Source organism: Bacillus sp. Au-Bac7, from assembly GCF_021341655.1.
GTDB lineage: Bacteria > Bacillota > Bacilli > Bacillales > Cytobacillaceae > Niallia.
On the sequence record NZ_JAJTTG010000002.1, the window covers coordinates 444,091 to 464,379 of the forward strand.

24 protein-coding genes are annotated in these 20,289 nt (G+C 33.5%); 23 read left to right on the forward strand and 1 reads right to left on the reverse strand.

All coding sequences use genetic code 11. The annotated features are described in order from the left end of the window. The first annotated feature begins 205 nt into the window (after positions 1-205). The 19 genes from LXM54_RS10845 to LXM54_RS10935 all read left to right on the forward strand — a co-directional run bounded on the left by LXM54_RS10845 (position 206) and on the right by LXM54_RS10935 (position 17,266). Positions 206-481 carry a DUF4145 domain-containing protein gene (locus LXM54_RS10845; protein WP_442780441.1) on the forward strand — a complete coding sequence of 92 codons (276 nt, stop codon included), beginning with the start codon at positions 206-208 and terminating at the stop codon, positions 479-481. A 19-nt stretch (positions 482-500) separates the two neighbouring features. Next, positions 501-2,420, forward strand: coding sequence for a hypothetical protein (locus LXM54_RS10850; RefSeq protein ID WP_233315199.1), 1,920 nt, complete (start codon positions 501-503; stop codon positions 2,418-2,420). A gap of 4 nt (positions 2,421-2,424) precedes the next feature. Continuing rightward, positions 2,425-3,276 carry a hypothetical protein gene (locus LXM54_RS10855; RefSeq protein WP_233315200.1) on the forward strand — a complete coding sequence of 284 codons (852 nt, stop codon included), beginning with the start codon at positions 2,425-2,427 and terminating at the stop codon, positions 3,274-3,276. After that, positions 3,266-4,027, forward strand: coding sequence for a hypothetical protein (locus LXM54_RS10860; protein WP_233315201.1), 762 nt, complete (start codon positions 3,266-3,268; stop codon positions 4,025-4,027). Before LXM54_RS10855 ends, LXM54_RS10860 begins: the two co-directional genes overlap by 11 nt. Before the next feature lie 990 nt (positions 4,028-5,017). Further along, the gene (locus LXM54_RS10865) at positions 5,018-5,473 is read left to right on the forward strand and encodes a PTS sugar transporter subunit IIA (protein ID WP_233315202.1); all 456 of its coding nucleotides are present in this window, start codon (positions 5,018-5,020) and stop codon (positions 5,471-5,473) included. A gap of 2 nt (positions 5,474-5,475) precedes the next feature. Beyond that, complete coding sequence (locus LXM54_RS10870; protein ID WP_233315203.1) at positions 5,476-5,799, forward strand: PTS fructose transporter subunit IIB; 324 nt, start codon at positions 5,476-5,478, stop codon at positions 5,797-5,799. 18 nt (positions 5,800-5,817) lie between these two features. Further along, positions 5,818-6,933, forward strand: coding sequence for a PTS fructose transporter subunit IIC (locus tag LXM54_RS10875; protein WP_233315204.1), 1,116 nt, complete (start codon positions 5,818-5,820; stop codon positions 6,931-6,933). Between the two features lie 137 nt (positions 6,934-7,070). Beyond that, positions 7,071-9,704, forward strand: a complete 2,634-nt coding sequence (gene mngB / locus LXM54_RS10880) for a mannosylglycerate hydrolase (protein ID WP_233315205.1) — start codon at positions 7,071-7,073, stop codon at positions 9,702-9,704. 153 nt (positions 9,705-9,857) lie between these two features. Then, a complete protein-coding gene (locus LXM54_RS10885) occupies positions 9,858-11,777 on the forward strand; it encodes a BglG family transcription antiterminator (protein ID WP_233315206.1) in 1,920 nt (639 codons plus the stop codon). Positions 11,778-11,920: 143 nt separating this feature from the next. Next, entirely contained in the window at positions 11,921-12,394 is a 474-nt protein-coding gene (locus LXM54_RS10890) for a DUF1672 family protein (RefSeq protein ID WP_233315207.1), read from the forward strand. Continuing rightward, on the forward strand, positions 12,354-12,812 hold the full coding sequence (locus LXM54_RS10895; RefSeq protein ID WP_233315208.1) for an AHH domain-containing protein: 459 nt from the start codon (positions 12,354-12,356) through the stop codon (positions 12,810-12,812). The genes LXM54_RS10890 and LXM54_RS10895 overlap by 41 nt, the downstream gene beginning before the upstream one ends. Further along, on the forward strand, positions 12,812-13,297 hold the full coding sequence (locus LXM54_RS10900) for a hypothetical protein (RefSeq protein ID WP_233315209.1): 486 nt from the start codon (positions 12,812-12,814) through the stop codon (positions 13,295-13,297). Before LXM54_RS10895 ends, LXM54_RS10900 begins: the two co-directional genes overlap by 1 nt. Continuing rightward, positions 13,297-13,725, forward strand: coding sequence for an SMI1/KNR4 family protein (locus tag LXM54_RS10905; protein ID WP_233315210.1), 429 nt, complete (start codon positions 13,297-13,299; stop codon positions 13,723-13,725). The genes LXM54_RS10900 and LXM54_RS10905 overlap by 1 nt, the downstream gene beginning before the upstream one ends. A gap of 337 nt (positions 13,726-14,062) precedes the next feature. After that, the gene (locus LXM54_RS10910; RefSeq protein ID WP_233315211.1) at positions 14,063-14,404 is read left to right on the forward strand and encodes an EndoU domain-containing protein; all 342 of its coding nucleotides are present in this window, start codon (positions 14,063-14,065) and stop codon (positions 14,402-14,404) included. Between the two features lie 13 nt (positions 14,405-14,417). Then, positions 14,418-14,828, forward strand: coding sequence for a hypothetical protein (locus tag LXM54_RS10915; protein ID WP_233315212.1), 411 nt, complete (start codon positions 14,418-14,420; stop codon positions 14,826-14,828). 776 nt (positions 14,829-15,604) lie between these two features. Continuing rightward, positions 15,605-15,775 carry a hypothetical protein gene (locus LXM54_RS10920; RefSeq protein WP_411411965.1) on the forward strand — a complete coding sequence of 57 codons (171 nt, stop codon included), beginning with the start codon at positions 15,605-15,607 and terminating at the stop codon, positions 15,773-15,775. Positions 15,776-15,792: 17 nt separating this feature from the next. Beyond that, positions 15,793-16,095 carry a barstar family protein gene (locus LXM54_RS10925; RefSeq protein ID WP_233315642.1) on the forward strand — a complete coding sequence of 101 codons (303 nt, stop codon included), beginning with the start codon at positions 15,793-15,795 and terminating at the stop codon, positions 16,093-16,095. Positions 16,096-16,311: 216 nt separating this feature from the next. Next, entirely contained in the window at positions 16,312-16,917 is a 606-nt protein-coding gene (locus LXM54_RS10930; RefSeq protein ID WP_233315213.1) for a hypothetical protein, read from the forward strand. A gap of 19 nt (positions 16,918-16,936) precedes the next feature. After that, positions 16,937-17,266, forward strand: a complete 330-nt coding sequence (locus tag LXM54_RS10935) for a hypothetical protein (protein ID WP_233315214.1) — start codon at positions 16,937-16,939, stop codon at positions 17,264-17,266. A gap of 327 nt (positions 17,267-17,593) precedes the next feature. On the opposite strand, the gene LXM54_RS28500 is transcribed toward LXM54_RS10935, so the two are convergent. After that, complete coding sequence (locus LXM54_RS28500) at positions 17,594-17,836, reverse strand: VanZ family protein (protein ID WP_442780457.1); 243 nt, start codon at positions 17,834-17,836, stop codon at positions 17,594-17,596. Positions 17,837-17,944: 108 nt separating this feature from the next. On the opposite strand from LXM54_RS28500, the gene LXM54_RS10940 reads away from it, so the two are divergent. The 4 genes from LXM54_RS10940 to LXM54_RS10955 all read left to right on the forward strand — a co-directional run bounded on the left by LXM54_RS10940 (position 17,945) and on the right by LXM54_RS10955 (position 20,014). Continuing rightward, positions 17,945-18,424 carry a hypothetical protein gene (locus LXM54_RS10940; RefSeq protein ID WP_233315215.1) on the forward strand — a complete coding sequence of 160 codons (480 nt, stop codon included), beginning with the start codon at positions 17,945-17,947 and terminating at the stop codon, positions 18,422-18,424. 78 nt (positions 18,425-18,502) lie between these two features. Continuing rightward, positions 18,503-18,868, forward strand: coding sequence for a YwqJ-related putative deaminase (locus tag LXM54_RS10945; protein ID WP_233315216.1), 366 nt, complete (start codon positions 18,503-18,505; stop codon positions 18,866-18,868). After that, entirely contained in the window at positions 18,852-19,313 is a 462-nt protein-coding gene (locus LXM54_RS10950) for a toxin-antitoxin system YwqK family antitoxin (RefSeq protein WP_233315217.1), read from the forward strand. The genes LXM54_RS10945 and LXM54_RS10950 overlap by 17 nt, the downstream gene beginning before the upstream one ends. Next, positions 19,310-20,014: an endonuclease V gene (locus LXM54_RS10955; RefSeq protein ID WP_233315218.1), complete on the forward strand. Its 705-nt coding sequence runs from the start codon at positions 19,310-19,312 to the stop codon at positions 20,012-20,014. The genes LXM54_RS10950 and LXM54_RS10955 overlap by 4 nt, the downstream gene beginning before the upstream one ends. The last annotated feature ends 275 nt before the right edge of the window (positions 20,015-20,289 follow it).

Genomic DNA, 20,289 nt, shown 5'->3' on the forward strand with positions numbered 1-20,289 from the left:
GTTTTTTTGTGAGATTTGTGATTTAACCCTAGTTTTAATCAATTGATAAGACTTAGCCTGTTGAACTTATATTATGATCTTTATCCATTATAAGATGAATTCAAACTAATTATACAAAATAATAAATAAAAATATTATTTAGTTATCTATTTAATACTATATATTGGTTATTTAGTACTATATAATGCTTTTATAATTAGTGAGAATGTACTACAATGTAAATATAGGAAAAAATGGAGGGGAATTGGTGAATAAACTAGAAAAGTTCGAGGAACTTGGAGAAAAACGAATGAACGAAGCTATTAAAAAAATTAGATTAATTGGGAATTTAGCAAACCGTAATAACTATGATTACACTGATGAACATGCAAAAGAGATTTTCCGTACGTTGGAAACAGAAATTCAAATATTAAAAACTAAATTTAGACGTAATGAACATTCAGAGATTTCGTTTAAGTTCAAAAATACAAAAGATAAATAAAGTAGCAGGAGAGCATGAAATGATGGATTTAGCAAAAAATCAACATTGGCAATTTTCACCGATTCCTAATATTGAGGAGTCCAATTTTAATAAAATTCTAGAACGTTTTTATAATATGAAAGTGAAGGGACTTGTACGGGAAAATATACAAAATTCCATGGATGGACGACTCCATGAAACGGCAGAACCAGTAACAGTCGTCATTAAAATGGGGAAACTAAAAAGAGATGATATACCAGGGATTGAAGAGGTTGTTAAACGCATAGAGAGTTTAAAGGGACGCAATAGTTATACTAAAGAAGCTATTGAACATATGCGAAAAAAAATGTTGCAGTATGAAGTGGCGTACATATCTTTTGAAGATCTCAATACACGTGGGCTAAAAGGAGCGAAAAATGGCCAAAGTGATTCGAAAGAAGATACTTGGTCTATTTATGCCTACAACAAAGGGGTTCACTCAGAGGAAGAGGATGAGGCTCTTGAAACGGCGCGCGGCGGTTCCCATGGTGTTGGAAAAATAGCCTCTAATGCAGCTTCCGATTTAAATATCATGTATTTTGCTAACTGTGATGCAGAGGGGAATCAGCATCTCGGCGGAACAGTGCAATTGATCGAACATAATTATGAAGATCAATGTTATCGATCTTCAGGATATTTTACTAAAATCCAATCACTTAGTTCTACTAAAACAAAGTTCTATCCGTTTGAAAATACATTTCATTCTGCTTTTGAGAAAAAATCAAGGGGATTAAAAATTATTATCCCGTTTCTTCGAGATGAGTATAATGACGAAAAAGAAGTTATTCGAAGTGTATGTGAAAGCTTTTTTGTTTCTATTTTGCAAAAAAAACTGGAAGTAGTGATTAACAATAAAAAGATAACTCATAAGACCATTCGTAATTATGTAGAAAACACAGAATACTATGTACAGGAAATGGCGGAAATGAAGCATGAGTTCACTCCTCTTTATGTTAGGACATATTCAGAGGAAACACCGAAAACTATAAGTGTTTCTGATGGGGTAAGAGATTATGAATTTGCTTTGTATTTCCGTTATGACGAATCCATTCCTAAAGGTAGAGTTGCAATCGTAAGAACAATTGGAATGAAAATAGAAGATAAAAAGATTACGGGACATGTAAATAAACCATTCAACGCTGTATTGATTGGCGGACCTGCAGAGGATGGATACTTAAAATCATTGGAAAACGAATCTCATACAGAGCTTTCTCATGAACATATAAAGGACCCGATTTTAAAAAAACAAGCCAAGAAGTTCATTAACAATCTTTCCAAAAAAGTAGCTGCTGTTGTAGAAGAAGCAATGAGACAGAAGAATCCAACGGACGGCTTAATGAATACAAAGGATATCTTATATACTGTTGAAAATGAGTTTAAGCAAGAATTAGCAGGTGCTTCAGAAACAGTAATGATTAATAAAGGAAAATCAGTATTAAAGATGACTGATACAGTCCCTAAAAAGAAAAGAAAAGCGAAAACTAAAGGAAATGGGGAAGAAAAACCTAAAGATCCTAAACCTGTAAGGAAGGTTAAACCTAGAAATCCTGTATCTGAAGAAGATGATCAAAATAAAGCAAAAGAAAGATATATTACTCAGCCTGGAATAGTTAAAAGAATCGTTGTAGGAAATAGAGAGATGATCCAATTTAACTTTAAGGACAGCAAAGAAATAAATAAGGAACCTTCCTGTAATATCTCCCTCTCTGTAATTGATGGCATGGGTGTGGAATATCCGGATGAGTTTAAAGTAAAGGGAAATTACCAGAGAGTTATTGATACTGCAACGGGAAGAGAATGTCCCGTGAAAGACAATGTAATTCAAAATGTTACGATCAGGGATGGATTGGCCCAAATGCAGTTAGAACTGAATAGCAACTTTAATAAAGCACTGAAATTTATTTATTACGTCGAGGTGTAACATCATGATATATAAAAAAGACGTTAACTTTCCCTATCCATTGTTAACAAACACATCCACCAGCTATGACAGCAGCGACTTCATTTTTGAAGTCGAGTTGCAGGAGAATGCCCGCAGCTATCATTTTATAATAAACTATGAAATAAGCTCAGATTTTATTACTAGATTGCTAGTTAGGGGACAAGCGCAACTTGTCTTAGTAATACAGTCTAAAGACAATAAGTTTTATAGACTGTTGCCGACTCAAAAAAGTGTTGAAATTGCTAAATCGCGCATTTCTTTAAGTAAACGAACTACTTTACAGTTGCATCTTCTATCAAAGGAAGAGATCAGCTTTGCTGAAAATGGCGACCTAAATGAGTTTTATAATCTTTTTAGAGACGAAATAGTGGTACCAAAGAACTCTATTCTTGGCTTCTCTAATATAGTTGTATTTGAAGGAAGTCTGGCAAAACCATTAGATCTATTTGAGAAAAAACTTGACCCTGAGTTGCGCAGTGATATAAAGATAGAGCTTGGAAGTGAAACAATCATTATTCACTACAAACATGAAAACCTTCAGTTCAATGATTTGCCGATGAGCAATAGATTAAATAATCCTTTCATATATATGGGACTACAGAAGGCGCTTCATCGTTTCATCGTAATCCATGGTGAAGGGGAAGAATTTGTAGATTTACAGGAGATCGATGTTCCAAGCGATGAGCTCGATTTAAAACTGTACAATTTGATGAAAAAAAAGGCAATACAGGAATTAAGTATTGATACAATAGACGAAGTTATTTATGCCATTTCAGATCGAATTATGGAAAGATATATGAATGCAGTCAGGGGGTTAAGTGTAAGTGGAAGTTAAGCTACTAAAAAAAGGCTACAAAAAAAACGAACAATTTTACGATGACTTTATAAATGATCAGCTCAAATATAAAGATGAATACTTCTCAGGAGAGGTCGTCGAAATTAATGAAGCTCCCGATTTTCCTATTTATATGGGAAAGGGAAGTGAAGAAGAGAAAAGGCTGCTGTTTTTAGAAGCCTTTAAGGTGTTGTCTTGCTCCTATTTACATACGGATAGAGACCTGCATTTCGATGAACTTTTCTGGCATTCACTCCTAGTAACAGAAAAAAGGGAGTACTTACTAGAAAATTATCCGCAGATAACAAGCAATATAAAAGAATTTAATAATATCGTCCTTAAGAAATTTGATTGGGAAAGTTATATTTATAAATGCGTACTTGGTGCTCAATATATTAACGATATAGTATCTAGTGAAGCAGAGCGTTTAAGGTACTATGAATTGTTGGTTAATAACCTGGATGTATATAACTATATTATCAAATATGAAATTTTCAGAAATGATAGCTTCCTTATAAATATTTTGGATATTATTGATGAAATGGATCTCTCTAAGGTGATGAAAGCAAAAATTACTGGTCGAGATGATTTGGGGAAAGACGAAAGGGTAGGAAGACGGGTTATTTTTGAGTTTAATAAGAGTTACCCGATTGTAATGGCACCAATGATGGAGAAAGAGGAACTGAAAGAGGTATTTTTGGAGTATTTAAGTTTGTATTATGAAGTTTCAAAATTGTATGAGTTAGTTTAACAAAGAGAAGGACTATAAATGGTCCTTCTTTCTAATATCTTTATTAATTTTAGTCTAAGTTTATAGAAGTAATATAGCACTATATTTGGGGAATTTATATCTCAAATAAATATGCTTATCTTATAACCAATTAATTAGGGATAGGAATCATTGAAGCCAAGTGATACTTATTCCAATAGTTAATAAAAAGGAATTAGAGGGGGGTGTAACAAACTTATTTTTTATCCTTGATACTTCAATGCCTTAATCGTCTTCAACGTGAGTAATGTTGATTGCGGAGGAATACTGCAATGTCCTACTTGATTACTATGTTCTATTTATCTGTTATTGATATCAATTCATTCAAGTCAGATAGAACAAGAAAACCTAGTGTCATAGAAATAGATCTGATTGCAGAGTTGGAGTAATTTATTTCTCAAAATACATCGGGGAAATATCCAGCTCTTCTTTGCAGCTATAATAATGTCATGTTTAAATTCTGAATATTTTCCTTTGTAGTCTTCACAAACCAACTCATTTGTTAAAAACATTCATAACCTAGAACACATTTTCTATTTTACTTTAAGTTTACCTAATCGCATATAATTTCTATTATATGCGAATAAAAACAATATATTAACACTTAATTCCCTTATTAGATATACTGTGTTAACTGGTATTCGGACTTAAAAAGGCTCGCTGCCGTAAAAGATGTTTTATGCGGCATTCCTGTCTTAATTTAAAAATGAAAATCTTAATTTCATAGCTATATAATGAAGAGCCTTTCCTTCAACAAAGGAAAGGCTCTTTTTTGTACATAGCAGGTTTTCAGATAGATTATAGAAAGATATAGTTAAATCCAACCTATCAATTCACCTCATAAAACAATAAGTCAAACCAAAAAACACCTAGTACAATTTATTCCAACTCTACTGGCCAAATTCCGCATTAATAATTCCACACAATTACCTTATAATCAATTTGTAAGCGATAACAAAAGGAGGGTTAGGGTTGCTTTTAAATGATAATCAAATATTTTTAGATTTAGAGTTAAGTAATCGAGATGCAGTATTAGAGTTTATTTCTGTCCAGGCACAGCAATTAGGGGTAATTGAAGATCAAGAAATTCTGTTAAAGGATTTTATTAGCAGGGAAGACCAGTATCCTACTGCTTTTCAGGAGGGAATTGCTATTCCGCATGCTAAAAGTGTGACCGTTAAGAAAGCGGCTCTATTTTTTATTAAAACGAAAGAAAAAATGGATTGGAACTCTCCTGATCATTTTAAAGTGAAATTTATTTTTGCTATTTTGGTTCCGGCGATGGAGGCGGGTACAAAGCATATTAAAATTCTGTCAGCACTTGCTGGGAATCTACTGGAGGAGCAATTTCAAGAACGTCTTTTTAAAGTGGACACTAAAGAGGATATTTTGAATTTATTTAAGTGTGTTGAAATGGAGGTTGTGTAAAGATGAAGTTTGTAGGAGTAACAGCTTGTATTGCGGGGTTAGCTCACACACCTATGGCGGCTAAAGCATTAGAAAAGGCAGGAGCTAAGTTAGGGCATTCGGTAAAAATGGAACAGCAAGGAGCTATGGGCTTTATTAACGATTTAACAGAGGCAGATATACGCGAGGCGGATGCAGTGATTATTGCTGCAGATAAGGCGATTGAAGGGGAGGAACGTTTTAAGGGGAAGCCGGTTGTACGGGTGAAATTGGGTCAGGCCGTTTCCCATGGTGAAGCTGTAATTGAAAAAATTGTTCAGGCTATAGAAAAAAGAAAGCAATCCTAATGCTATGGAGGAAAGAAGATGAAATCACAAGCCAATGCATTTAAAACCCATTTAATGACAGGTATTTCCTATGTTCTTCCGGTTATTATCGCTGGTTCGTTAGTTGTAGCACTTGCGAAAATCATAAGCTTTTCAGCGGGTTATACAGATTTAAGTCAATTTGCTGAAACAAGTGGTTTCCTGCATTATATATACTTATTTGAACAAGTCGGCTGGACAGCAATCGGGTTATTGAACTTGGTGTTAGGAGCTTATATAGCTTTTTCCATTGCAGGTAGGCCGGCACTGGCAGCAGGTCTTGTCGGTGGCGCCTTAGCAAGCTCAACAAATGCTGGTTTTATTGGTGCTGTTGTGGCTGGTTTCTTTGCCGGGTGGCTTACAAATTGGGTGAAAAAGCGGATTGTTATTAGTGGTTCACTCGCAAGTGCAGTACCATTAATTATCCTCCCACTAATTACTGTGGGAGCGATCGGAATTTTAATGGCATTGGTCTTAGGTGGACCGTTAGGCTGGATTAATACATCCTTATTAAACTGGATTACGGAAATGACGCAAAGTAATGTTAATAATGTTGTTTTAGCATTGGTGCTTGGTGCCATGATTGCTTTTGACATGGGAGGACCAGTAAACAAGGCAGCATGGATGGCAGGTAATGCACTGCTGATGAGTGGCATATACCTGCCTGCGATTATAGTAAATATTGCAATTTGTATACCGCCATTAGGTTATGGAATTGCTACATTACTTAAAAGGAAAAACTTCTCTCCAGAGCTTTTAGAGTCAGGTAAAGGATCATTAGTGATGGGGATAATTGGTATTACAGAGGGAGCAATTCCCTTTACATTAAAAAGTCCATTAAAACTGATACCTTTGAACGTTGTGGCAGGTGCTGCGGGAGCAGCCACTGCTGTGCTTCTTGGTGCTCATGAAATTATGCCGCCAGTTGGTGGAGTATATGGCTTCTTCACTGTAGGTAGTAGCTGGGCATATTTAGCTGGTATTTTAGTTGGTGCATTTATTATTGGAATCGGATCTAATCTGTTAGTTAATTTCCGAGATGACAAACAACTGGAAAACAAACAAGCTGATAAGCAAAAAGAAGAATTGGAAGAGCTTGATATTAGTTTTGACTAAAATATCATAGCAGCAATTAATCCAGGAATAAATATTACTATTTCTTAGGTGGATTCCTGTCTAAAATCTATCAAGGCAGGAATCTATTAGATAAAAATATGAAGTGTCCACTAATTATAGATAAGGAGTTTTGTATAATGAAAAAAACAAAAGTCCATGTAGTTCCACATACTCACTGGGATAGAGAATGGTACTTTACATCGTCTAGATCAACTGTCTATTTAGTAAAGCATCTTCGAGAGGTTCTTGATACATTGGAAACCAATAAGGATTTCAAATATTACTTGATGGATGCTCAGACATCCCTTATTGAAGACTATTTAAAATATCAACCAGAGGATAGAGAAAGACTTGAAAAATTAGTTGCTGAAAAGCGGCTTTTAACGGGCCCTTGGTATACTCAAACCGACCAATTAGTCATTTCACAGGAATCTGTCGCAAGAAATCTTCTCTATGGTACTAAATATGCAAAACAATTGGGACACTCTTTTGAAATTGGTTATGTACCTGACGCATTCGGTCAAGGTGGAAACATGCCACAAATATACAAAAACTTTGGTATTAATCGTTTTTTATTTTGGCGTGGTGTGGCTGACAACCGCTTAAAACAAACCGAGTTTATTTGGGAAGGTGATGACGGAAGCCAAATGCTGGCTGAGCAAATACCTTTTGGATATTACCATGGTGGCAATATCCCGGAAGAAGAGGCGGATATAATCCCGTATATAGAGGATTTTGTAGGTAAACTAGAAGAAAAAGCCTCAACAAGTAACGTGTATTTTCCTAATGGATTTGATCAGGCACCTATTAGGACGAATCTTCCTGAACTTATTGAAAAATTTAATGAATTGGATCCTAGCCGAGAATATATTCTCCAATCACCGGAGAAATTCTTTGATGCACTGGAACAAGAGGTAAACAACCTTCCTGTGATTAAAGGGGAACTAACGGAGGGAAAACATAGTAGGCTGCACAAGTCGATATTCTCGACAAGAGCAGATTTAAAACAAGCAAACAATGAGATTGAAAACTTCTTAGTAAATGTTCTAGAACCAGTACTTTCCATTAGTTTTTCTTTAGGAAATTTGTATCCGCATAGAGAACTTGAAGAAATCTGGAAGCTGATGTTTGAAAATGCAGCTCATGATAGTATTGGCGGATGTAATAGTGATACAACTAATCAGGATGTGAAGTTTCGTTATAAGTTAGCGAAAGAAAAAGCGGAAAACCTTTTGGATATACATATGCGGTTAGTGACGGAAAGAATACCGTATCAACATCAGTTAAACTTTACTCTATTTAATCCGCTTCCTTATCAACGGTCCGGAGTCGTAAAGGTGGGGCTGTATATTCCAGAAGAGAACTTTGTTATTAAAGATTATCACGGAAATATCATGCCATTTGCTATTCTAAATAAAGTGGAATTAACTGATTATGTTTTAAAGCAAACGATTCGATTGAATCCAAGCAAAGAGATCTATATTCCAGAAAAGGTCTTTTTAGCTGAAATTTTAATACATGTGACGAATCTAAATAGTTTTGGCTATGATAGCTACTATTTGGAGCTGAATGACGGCGAATCAAATAACTTTAAAGAATCTACTAAAGCTGTGATTGAGAATGAATTTTATGCGATATCCGCTGCTGCAAATAATACACTAACTATTTTAGACAAAGCATCTGGAAAAGAATATAAAAACCAAATGATTTTCGTTGAAAATGGAGATGATGGGGACTCCTATAATTACTCTCCTCCTAGAGAGGATTTGGTCAGCTATTCAACAGATTCTGAATTAATCAGTGTAAACTATTTTACCTCTGAGGTAGAAGAACATCTTGAAATAACGCTAAACATGCAAGTGCCTTACAATCTCGAGGATAGGGCAAAAGGGATTGCCAACCAGGACTTTATCATCACCGCAAAGGTTAGCCTTCGGAAAAATGAAGAATTGATTCGTTTTGAAATTGATATGGACAATCAAGTACTAAGTCATCGAGTTTGTGTTCAATTTAATACAGAAATAATAAGTAAATTCTCTACTTCCGATCAGTTGTTTGGAACGGTTACTAGGCCGGTTTATTTACCAGAAATGGAGGTTTGGGAAGAGGAGAAGTGGGAAGAGGCTCCAATTTCGATCGAACCAATGCAAAGTTTTGTTTCCTTACATGAACAGAATCGTGTCGCTGCAATTTTCACAGAAGGCGTGCGAGAATATGAGATTGTTGGAAACTCATATGACACTATTCAATTAACTTTATTTAGAACCTTTAGTCATATGGGGAAAACGGATTTACTCTATCGACCAGGGCGAGCATCTGGAGAAACCATTGTTGAGACTCCAGATGCCCAGTTACTTGGAAAATTAAAGGCATCCTTTGCTTATTATATGAACAATAACCAATCCTTTGATGAAGCCAATATTGCCAGAATGGCAAAGGAATATTTATCGCCCATTCCGTATTACCAATTCTCTGACTTTCTAAATGGAAGAATGATTTATGCTTATCGTGATGAAGAAAAAACCAATCATTTATCTTACAGCCTGTTTACGTTTGAAAAGATGAATTCTGTTATTAGCACGATTAAGAAAGCAGAAGAAAGTAATAATCTAATTGTCCGTCTCTTTAATCCTTATATAGATAAAGTATCAACAATCGAAAAAGAACTAGTTGATAAAGGAGGCTTTGTGATGTTAGATGAAACAATGAAAGCAGAGGTAACAGAAGAATTACAGCCTTATAAATTCTGTACCATCTCTATCGAATTATAGAAGAATTCCACCTGCTTCTTAAAGTGGGTGGAAGTTTTATATATAGACTTTTTAGTACACTTAGATACGTTACAATTTGATTGATAAAAAGTGGTGCTAAGCTTTGTTTCTTTGCTGCGTCAACTAATCCTTCTAGGAAAGGAGAAGCTTAACATGTTTGCTGAAAACCGGAAAAATAAAATTTTTACCCTACTAGAAGAAAATCTGTGTAAGTTGAATGGCGAAAAAATTGGTGAAGTATTATCCATTTCTGACCGAACTGTTCGTAAGGAGATTAAGGGGATGAATGAAGTTGGTAAGAATCATGGGTTTATTATCAAAAATATGCGTGGGAAAGGATTTTACATTGATGTATGGGACCAGCAGAATTTCCGCCAATTTAAAAACAGTAATTTAACTTCCCCCATTTATTTCGATATCAATACAAAAGAAGGGAGAATAAAACAATGTATTATCATTCTCCTAAATGCGCATCAATTTATGACTTTGGAAGAATTAGCTGAAAAAATGTATGTTGGAAGAACTACTTTAAGCCTAGAGATAAAAGAAATAAGGATCCTTCTTAATAGCTTCAACCTCTCATTACACTCTAAGGTTGGAAAAGGAATATTGATTGAGGGCTCAGAGCGTAATAAACGTTGTGCATTATTATCACTTATTGATGAAACCTTTGAATATTCTCAAATAGAGAGTTATTTTGGAGGGAAGAATCAACAACATTTTTTGGAAGCGCTACATAAAAAGTTGCCACCATTATTTAGTTCTTTTCATCTGTATTTTAGTGATGAAAACTTAAAAAACTTTATCTTTCACCTAGTTATAATGGCGGATCGAATACAGAATCAATTTGTACTAGAGCTTGATTATGGGCGTGATAAGTGGGGACAATACACTGAATTAATGGATAATTTGATTAAATTATTATCTGAGGTTTTTTTAATAGATATTCCTCAATCAGAGCAAGATTACCTTTTTATTCAAGTGAGAAGTAAAATGATTACAGCTGTGGATCAAAATCAGAATATAAATAATCTAGTTAATGACTACATCAAATTGTTTTTAGATAAAATTAATGAAAATTATTTCTATGACCTCAACGATGATGAGCAGTTAAGAAGTGATTTACAGAGCCATATTAACTCGATGTTATTTCGCGTGAAAAATAATATTAGAGTAAGAAATCCAATGGAAGAACATATAAAGAAATATTTTCCGCTTGCATATGAAATAACGTTATATGCAGTGAAATCAATCAAAAATGAGTTGAGTTATGAAGTGAACCATGGAGAGATTGCCTATTTATCTTTGCATATAGGTGCTTCCTTGGAGAGGAATTATCAAGTTAAATATGAACGGCATAATTCCTGCTTAATCGTTTGTGGGTCTGGTATAGGAACTGCGAGGGTTATTGAAACAACCATTAAACAAACGATTCCAGATTTATTTATAACAAAAACAATTTCTGCACAGAGGTACAGTACATTACCTTATGTGGAAGAAGATGTTGTAATTACGACCATTGATATCGAGGAAAAAAATAAACCGATTTTCAAAATAGAAAGCTTGCCCTCAAGGAGGCAGATTATTGATTTGGATAAAAAAATTACTAAAGAGCTAAGTCATACAACAGATCTTTTACTCAACTATTTTTCACCTAAGTTATTTATAAAGAAGTCTTTTAAACATAAAGACGAGGCAATCAAAGCACTGACTTCTGCTATGGCATTAGAAAAAGTAATTGATAATGAACAGGAATTTTTAGCTGCTATTTTAAAAAGGGAGGAAATGGGATCAACAGTAATTGGCGAAGGAGTGGCAGTACCACATCCTTTAAATCTTCTTTCTAAGCGTACACAGATTGGTATAGCTTTAACAGAAGAACCTATTGATTGGGGAAACGGACAGAAATCCCAGTTGATCTTTCTCTTGGCCATTAGTAAAGAAGATTACGAAGAAGCAATGGGCATTTATGATTTTCTTGTCGATATTATTCGAGAGAAACAAGCGACTGAACTTAGTACTGCTAGAAATTTTAATGAATTTATCTTGAAAGCTAGAATGATTTATTCGTAAGTAGAGCTAATATATATATCTTTCAAACTTTTCTCCTATTTCTGCGTGAAAAGGGTAATTTTTCACCTATCAATTGTAAATATATAATTTTATCCTCTACAATAATAGATGTGGCACAGTCCTTTAGGGAGGATATACTAACTATGGTCCAGAAAACATTGCTCGGAAGTATTGGGTTATCAATAATACTTGGAGGATGTTCAAGTATGAATAGTACAAATATTAATAATGAAAATGAAGAAGCTAAGGAATCACAAGCTGCACTTTCTAGTGACAGCTTAGTGAGCGTTCAGGATTACTCAGGTGAAGGTTATGCTCTTCCATATGGAAAAGAAACCGATAAACTTGCTGAAAAAAACCGGACTCAGATCGAAGAAGCAGCTATAAAGTTTTTTAAGGAAAACTACAAAACGGATGTTTATGTTCATAATGTAGTCGGTAACCGTGATGTGGCAACGATTTTTGTAGAATCCAAAGGAAATGTACATTTCTATACATATGCTGTCGTACCAATTGATGAACAAGGAAAGCAAGTGTTGACAGATAAAATTTGGGCAGACGAATTCCAGGTGGAAAATGCCATTAAGGGCTTATCAAGCACAACATATTATTCCTAAGGAATTTAGAAGTCATCCTGTATTACAAAAAATAGGCATGGATATGGACGATGCTTCAAATGGATTTTTTCTTCGAGTTCCAGATGCAGATGTTAGTGTAACTTCTAGACATAAAGGATATCACGCAGTTTATAGTAATTTTGTGAGAGGAAAATTGGATGAAATAGATATTAGACAAGATATATCTTTAATAGAAAAACTAGTTTTTGAATTGCAACAAAAGTTAAGACTACTTCAAGAAAAGGGATTACCACTATACATGCAGGATAATTACCTTGAAAATGAACTTAAAAGGATTAAGGAAATTGGAATGGAACAATACAAAAAAGAAAGAATGGACAAAGAGGTTACGACCCCTGTATGGAAAAGAGGAGGAGGGGCAACAGTTGACCTTTGGGAAAGGTGGTATAATAAGTAATGAGCTATGGTGTATTTAATAATTTAGTTGAAGAGGTAATTCGGTTCTCGAAAAATTTCCAGAGCGAACATACTAATAATATATCTAATAAAATTGTTATTATTAATGATATAAAAAAAGCAGAGCATTTAGCTTATGATGAGATTTTTGGCGAGGATGAGTATAATTGGAAAGATATCAGAGAATTGGAAATGAGTGAAGTTTGGGGTATTTATTACGCAATGTCAGAAAATGAAAAGCCTAAAGGATTGGAAGGATTATTAGAAGTTATTGCTGATAATGTGAGAAAAAGCTCATTTAAATATAGTATATTTTATAACGATGTTGTTGCTGACCTTACTAATTGTGCTATTAATAGAGCGATAAACGGAAAGAGTAGCTCTTTTTTTGAAGAATTGTTTGAGGTATATCAACTCGGTGCTTTTCCTTGCGGTTGGAATGGTGATTATCCTGAAGGAAAAATTGTTGCTTTTAAATTGGATTAATGAGTATATTGCCTGAGAGACTAGATGAAGTTCTAGGAGAAGAAATATATAAACGTGAAGATAGCAATCTAGTACAGGATGCTTTAATAAGGCTAGGTGTAAACGCATCGGATACTTTCCAAGAATTTTATATCCAGTATGCAGGACCTTTTTGGGAAGAGCATGTACCCTTTGAATTACTAGATATAGCAGACGAAGAAAACAATATTGAATTATACACACTCATTTCTAGAAAAGAACATGGTTTTCCGAAGCAATATCTGGTTTTAAGTGAAATGTCAGTAAATGCTGTATTAGTACTAGATACTATAACAGATAAAGTTTATATAGTTAATTTTGAGGGTGGAGATGAACTACTTATTAAAGGTGAGTTAAAGGAAAGTTGGTCATCGTTTTTTGATTTCTTGAAGGCATATTTTAATTGTTAATTATGGTCCAATAAAAGTTATTTCAGAGATACTTAAAACCTTGATTGGTAATATACCTTTCAAGGTTTTTGACTTTAAGAACTTTATGGTTAAAATAATATCACTTTTGAATCAAAAACTCATGATGGTTAGCAAACTTAAGAGATTGGTTGCAGTGACATTTAAAAAATACTGCCACACTTACTACTCGATTTATATTTGCAAACGAGAATGACAAAGCAAGTAATGCTAAACGTGGCAACATACAAACACGTAAAGCTAGTAACAAAAAGAAAGATGTGTGAGCAACATAAACAATTCTTAAATGAAATTCAGAGCTCATGAAGGTAGTACCATCATGGAGTATTGTATATCTAACTATGCTACAGAATCTATTAAAATCAACCCTGATGGTACAAAAGATATCAAATATATAACTCAATTTCCTGATGGGAAACTTTCGAAAATAAAAAATAGTACAATATTTCCTGAAGGTTGGAGTGATATTAAAATCTTAGATAGTATAACTGATATTGGTAATTCTCCTCCAATAAGTATTAGAGGTAGAGATGGAGCAACTTTCCATAGGGGGATTGTTGATGGTGTAGAAATTGATGTTATTAAAATAGGTGATACGGTAGTTAGCGGCTACCCAACAGGACAAATTAATGCTCCATTACCAGGTGGATTTAGTAAATAGAGGAGGAAAGTGAATGTACGAAAAAGTAGATGAAGTATTATCTGAAAATAGCGCAGATAATTATTTTTATGACGATGAATTTATGTATGTGCAAGAATTGATGAGTGAGTTTACTAATATTGATTGGGAGAATTTATTTCGAGGATTAAAAGATAAAGATGATAAATATAAAATTAGATTAGCCTACTGTATAGATGAAGATAACGGAGTATATGGATTTAATTTATTATTAGATTTACTTAATGAGAGTGATGAAGTAGCTGAATATGCAATAGATTCTTTACGTTCTTTTGATGGTGAAGAGTATAAAAAATTAATTGCTTCTAATAAGCAAATAAAGGACAAAGTAGAGAAATTACTAAAAAATGCTAGTTTACCTATTGAAAGGATTTTAGTAGCATTTTTACAACAAAACAAATTATAAAAATTCGTAAATATTATTAAACTTAAAAAATGTACAAAATCACTTGATTTCCTATGATTTGGGGTGAATTGTAGCTTTATGGTGAAATGTCTCAAATCTTGTGAAAGCTAAAAAGTCATACTATATTATTGAATAATTAGATGATTATATAGTGAAATTAATTGATAAGCATTATGAAAAAATAGACATAGGTGACTAGTATCTGAGTCAATAAATCTTAATACAATTCTTAAACCTTGATTGGCTAAATACTTTTCAAGGTTTTTTACTTTAGTTTAGATTAAATCAGCTGATATTTGAGTGAGACAATAAGAAGATGATTTGTTTGAGAATCGAGAGCTCATGATTACCAAAGAAAACTAAAAGAAGGCAAAACAAAGGGCCAAGCATTGGTTTGTATCATGAGAAGGATTGTGAACAATGTTTAGCATGATTGAAGCAGTAAAGCCTATAAATTGCCGTGCACGAGAAAGAAGTAGTTGATAGGGTGGTAAAATGACAAATTTTTTTATATTTAGCTTTTAAGATTACAACATAGGGTACGGATTAATCCGGGGCAGACAATATCGATTACATGCTACATACAAGGAAGTTCTTAAAGTTACAGAGTCAGCTAATCCAATAGTAGATAGTTTAATATAAACTGGAAATTAACCTTCAAATTATGTTAATAAGGATGTGGCTGTATATTAAACGGCTGGAAACCGGGAAAAGCGCTTAATAACTATGTATCTGGTGGGCAACTTGGTGGAGATGTTTTTAAAAATACTACAAATGTGCTACCTAATGCACCTGGAAGAGTGTGGTATGAAGCGGATGTAGGCCTAAATAACACAATGGCAAAAAGTAAACAACCCGGTTCAAGACTACTTTATTCTAACGATGGGCAAATGTATATAACTACTAATCATTATAAAACAGTTCATTTGATCGGAACTTATAAATAAAGAGAGGGATTATATTGATGACACAGGAGAATGAATCAAAACAAGATAAACTTATATTGGATGTGAGTGCAGTTCAAAATTCGACTGATTTTCATTATTTGTTAAAAAAGAATCTTGATTTACCCGATTTTTATGGAATGAATTGGGATGCATTTTGGGATGCAATTACTGGACTAATTGAATTACCTGAAACTTTGATTTTTGAGGGATGGAGCAATGTTGAAGAGAGGCTACCAAAAGATTCTAAAATCTTCATTAACCTCTTAAATGATTTTAACGAACAAAATCCACATTGGAAATGTAAAGTCGTTTATAAATAATATTTTAAAACCTTGATTGGCTAAATGCTTTTCAAGGTTTTTTACTTTAGTTTAGATTAAATTGGCTAATATTTGGATGAGACAATAAGAAAATGGTTTGTTTGAGAATCGATAGCTCATGATGGTTATACCAACAAGGCATTCTGTTTTAGTACCGTGATTGTGAAAATAATTAGATAATTATGCGAGATAGCATTTAAATCTACTGGAGAACAGTTGTCGAAGCTAGAATCTAATTCCATTATCTTTAGCAGTTTAATTGGGAGTGTTTATGGTTTTAGAGGTGGAAGGATTTCTGGTAGGTCGATTAAGGTTTCTAAGGGTGATTTGGCTAAGAACAGGGAGAAGGTTAATAGGAAGGATCGAATAGTTAAGGCGAAGGAAACAAGTAAAGTTTATGATGCGTTTAGGAAAAATCCAGCAGATCCATTAAAAGAAATACTTGGAGCCGGGAAACAATCACATCCGGAACAGTGGAATAGCATAATTAATACTATGAAATCCCAGGGAGTGGAGGTAGTTTATAAGGATGGTGTAATGGCATATTCTCCAAGTAGGGGAAATCCAGGTCAGTTGGTCATTGACAAAAATTCTTCAATTGGTGCATTAATACATGAATACACTCATTATTTAGATGATATGAATCAGGGTTTCCCTGGTATGAGCTATCATTTCCAAACAAAAAATAGAGTTAAGATGGAATTAAATGCATATATGAGAGAAGTAGAATTTGCTGAGAGTATAGGGCGAAGAGATATAGCGAATATGTTATTTGAAAATTATATTGAAGAGCGGGGATTATTAACTTCTCATTTAAAATAAGAGAAAAGGAGACCAAACGATGAATCTAGTGGATAAAATTAACGAAGGGAATTGCTCCGCTGATGAGCTGGCAAAATTATTAGATGACAATAATCCTATAATTTTATATCATGTTATGACTGCAATTGGAAACTATGATATATATAATGAACAAGTTAAGAAAAAATTATATGAACTAACTTTCAAACGGGGAACAACTGATAAATTGTTAGGATATTATAAAATTGGTGACTTAGCAATTGTAACCTTACAAAAGATTGGAGAAAATATAGATAGTACTTCATACGAAAATTTAGATGACTTTGATATGAAAATGCTTTTACAACTAACAAAAGAAGTAGGTTGGTAATTTTTTAAAAAGTAAAATTAAAATCTATGCAATGTTAAACCAAGAAATAAACTATTAGAATGGCAGTTGCAAATAGTTATTATAAAGCAAATGAGTACTGGGTAATTTCGTATAATTATTATACGAATTCTGCAAAAGGATTAGCGACATCATCATTTCAACTAGTTGACTGTGATACACACTTTCACTCCACACAACCTTGCACTAATGACGATAACAGGCTGGTAGGATTTTAATTCATTTGTTATGATTGTTAAGCTATATAATAGCATTGGTTTTATCAATAGTATTTCTGCTAATAGGAATTTTAAAAAACTGAGATAGGAACTAATTTGAATTAAAAAAAGGGTCAACTAGGATATTTCTACTGTTGACCCTTTTTTTAATTATTCTTTTGAAAGTAAGATAGAAGAAACGGAATACAATTAATCCAATAATTGTACCTAATGTATTCATCATCAGATCATCTATTATCTTCTGCTCTGTATTATAACCTATGATTACACGAGCTACAGTTTGAAGGATTTCAATTGTAAGGCTTACGGCAAAACCAATTAAAATAATTATTATTTAGTTTTGGTATCATGACAGGTAATGCATAGCCTAGTGGTATAAACAATAGCATATTTAAGATATATTGCTTTAATTAACTAAGAAGAAAACCGCTGGCAAAATAGGGTGAAATATGACTTCAGCCAATACGAGAAAAAGCTCGTAGGCACTACGTGGGTTCTGAGTAAAAATGGCCGCACAGATCAAGATGCAGCCAAAGCCAGCCTAGCATATAATGAGGCTATAAAAAAGGGAGAAATCAAGTTAGACAACGAGCCTGATTCAGATATTTACCTCGAACAAATCCAAGCAGCAAAAGAAGGATATAATCTTTGGACTGGAGAAGAGTTATCGAAGCTAGAATCTAATTCCATTATCTTTAGCAGTTTAATTGGGAGTGTTTATGGTTTTAGAGGAGGGAAGATTTCTAGTAGGTCGATTAAGGTTTCTAAGGGTGATTTGGCGAAGATAAAAGAGAAGGTAAAGGGAAATAAGGCTAATACTGAAGTTACTAAGGGTACGGGTAAAGTTTCTAATAGTAGTGAAAATTTAAGTAGAATAGAAACTTGCGTAATAAATATAATCGATTTACGAATTAAATCATAGGATTAATTTGCGTGGTATGTAGCGCAAGAAGTTGAAAGATTAAATAAACTTGGTATTTCTAAAAGAGAGATGGGGCCTGTGGTTGCTGGAACTTTTGATAAAACAACAGGTAAGTATTACTTTGGAATCAATAATACTTCAGGTAAGATTCCAGAAGAGTTACACCCTTTAATAAAACAACGGATTATCAATATGCCGAGAAATATTAAAGAAGGATATACATTTACGTATGGGGCAGGATCTCACGCGGAAGTTTACTCATTAAATCAAGCGTTACTTGCAAACCCACAAGCGAGTACTTCAAATTTTATCACCCATGTAGTACGGTCTGGTAAAAAATTAAAACCGGCAGGTATGATGATGCCAACCTGTCCACATTGTAATTTTATTACTGAAGGATTTGAATTTAGTTCAGAGGTGAAAAAGATTGGAAAATCAAATTGATATATTAAGTAAAGAATATGTTATGGAACATGGGACTGACTTTGACGAAGAGTTATGGTTTACATCTTACAGTGATGAAGTTTTAGATAATCCTGAGGATGAGAATGGGAAACCTTTTACCGGTTTAGCTTATGAATTATATGATAATGGTAACTTGATATACTATACAAATTATTTAAAAGGTTTTATAGAGGGTGAGTTAATAGAGTTTTATAAAAATGGCAATTTAAAATCAGTGAAAAATTTAATTCATGGACAAAGTAATGGTACCGAAAGAATCTGGTATGAAAGTGGAGAATTAAAATTTGAAGGAGAATATAAATTTGGTATAGCTCTTCATTATATAGAATGGGATACTGAAGGCCGTATCATAAAACAAAAACTTTCTCCTACAGAAACCGATTTAAAATTGATTGAATCTTTTTCTAAAAGTGATACTCAATGAAAAAGGTAGAATTAAATAATATGAAATTGATAAATGAATTTACCAATATTCAGAATGAATTGTTACCCAAAGTAAATCTTGAGAATAGCTTTGACATTAATGAAATCAAAACCATTGCGGGAGTAGATCTAGCTTATTGGGATGTAAATAACACGACGTATGGTACATGTTGTATTGCTATGATTGATTATTATACAAAGGAAGTTGTCGAAAAAGTATATAGTTATGGAGAAATAAATGTTCCTTATATTTCAGGATTCCTCGCTTTTCGTGAGTTGCCTTTAGTAATTGAAGCTGCGAAGCAATTATCTAATGAACCTGATTTATATATGTTTGATGGAAATGGGTATTTACATTATCGTCATATGGGAATTGCTACTCATGCTTCAATGTATTTAAAGAAACCAACAATTGGCGTGGCAAAGAGCTATTTAAAAATAGAAAATGTTGACGCTATGATGCCTAAAGACGAAGTAGGTTCTTACACTGACATTGTAATTCATGGTGATATATATGGTAGAGCTTTGAGGACTTCGCACCGTGTAAAGCCAATCTTTGTTTCATGTGGAAACTGGATTGATTTAGATACAAGTACTGAAGTTGTTATGAACTGTATTAATAATGAGAGTCGTTTACCTATTCCTGTAAGACTAGCAGATATAGAAACACATAAAATGAGGAAGCAGTTAATGGACGGGTAAAATAGAAAATTAAGACATTGAATGATTATAAATTTTTTAATAAATAAAATAGTGTATTCTATATTTATTAGGCGACAATTATAATGAGCGTAGGTAATAAATTAATGAATTCATACAAGCTTGTAAGTTTTAAGGTAGTACTTGTCGCAACATATAAAGGCTGTCGTACTGTTACTATAAAACTTACAAACTTAATGCTACATAAAACACATGAACTTAAAGCACTTGATTGTCTAAAATAGGCGACGAGTGCTTTTTTGTTTTAGCATGAAAAG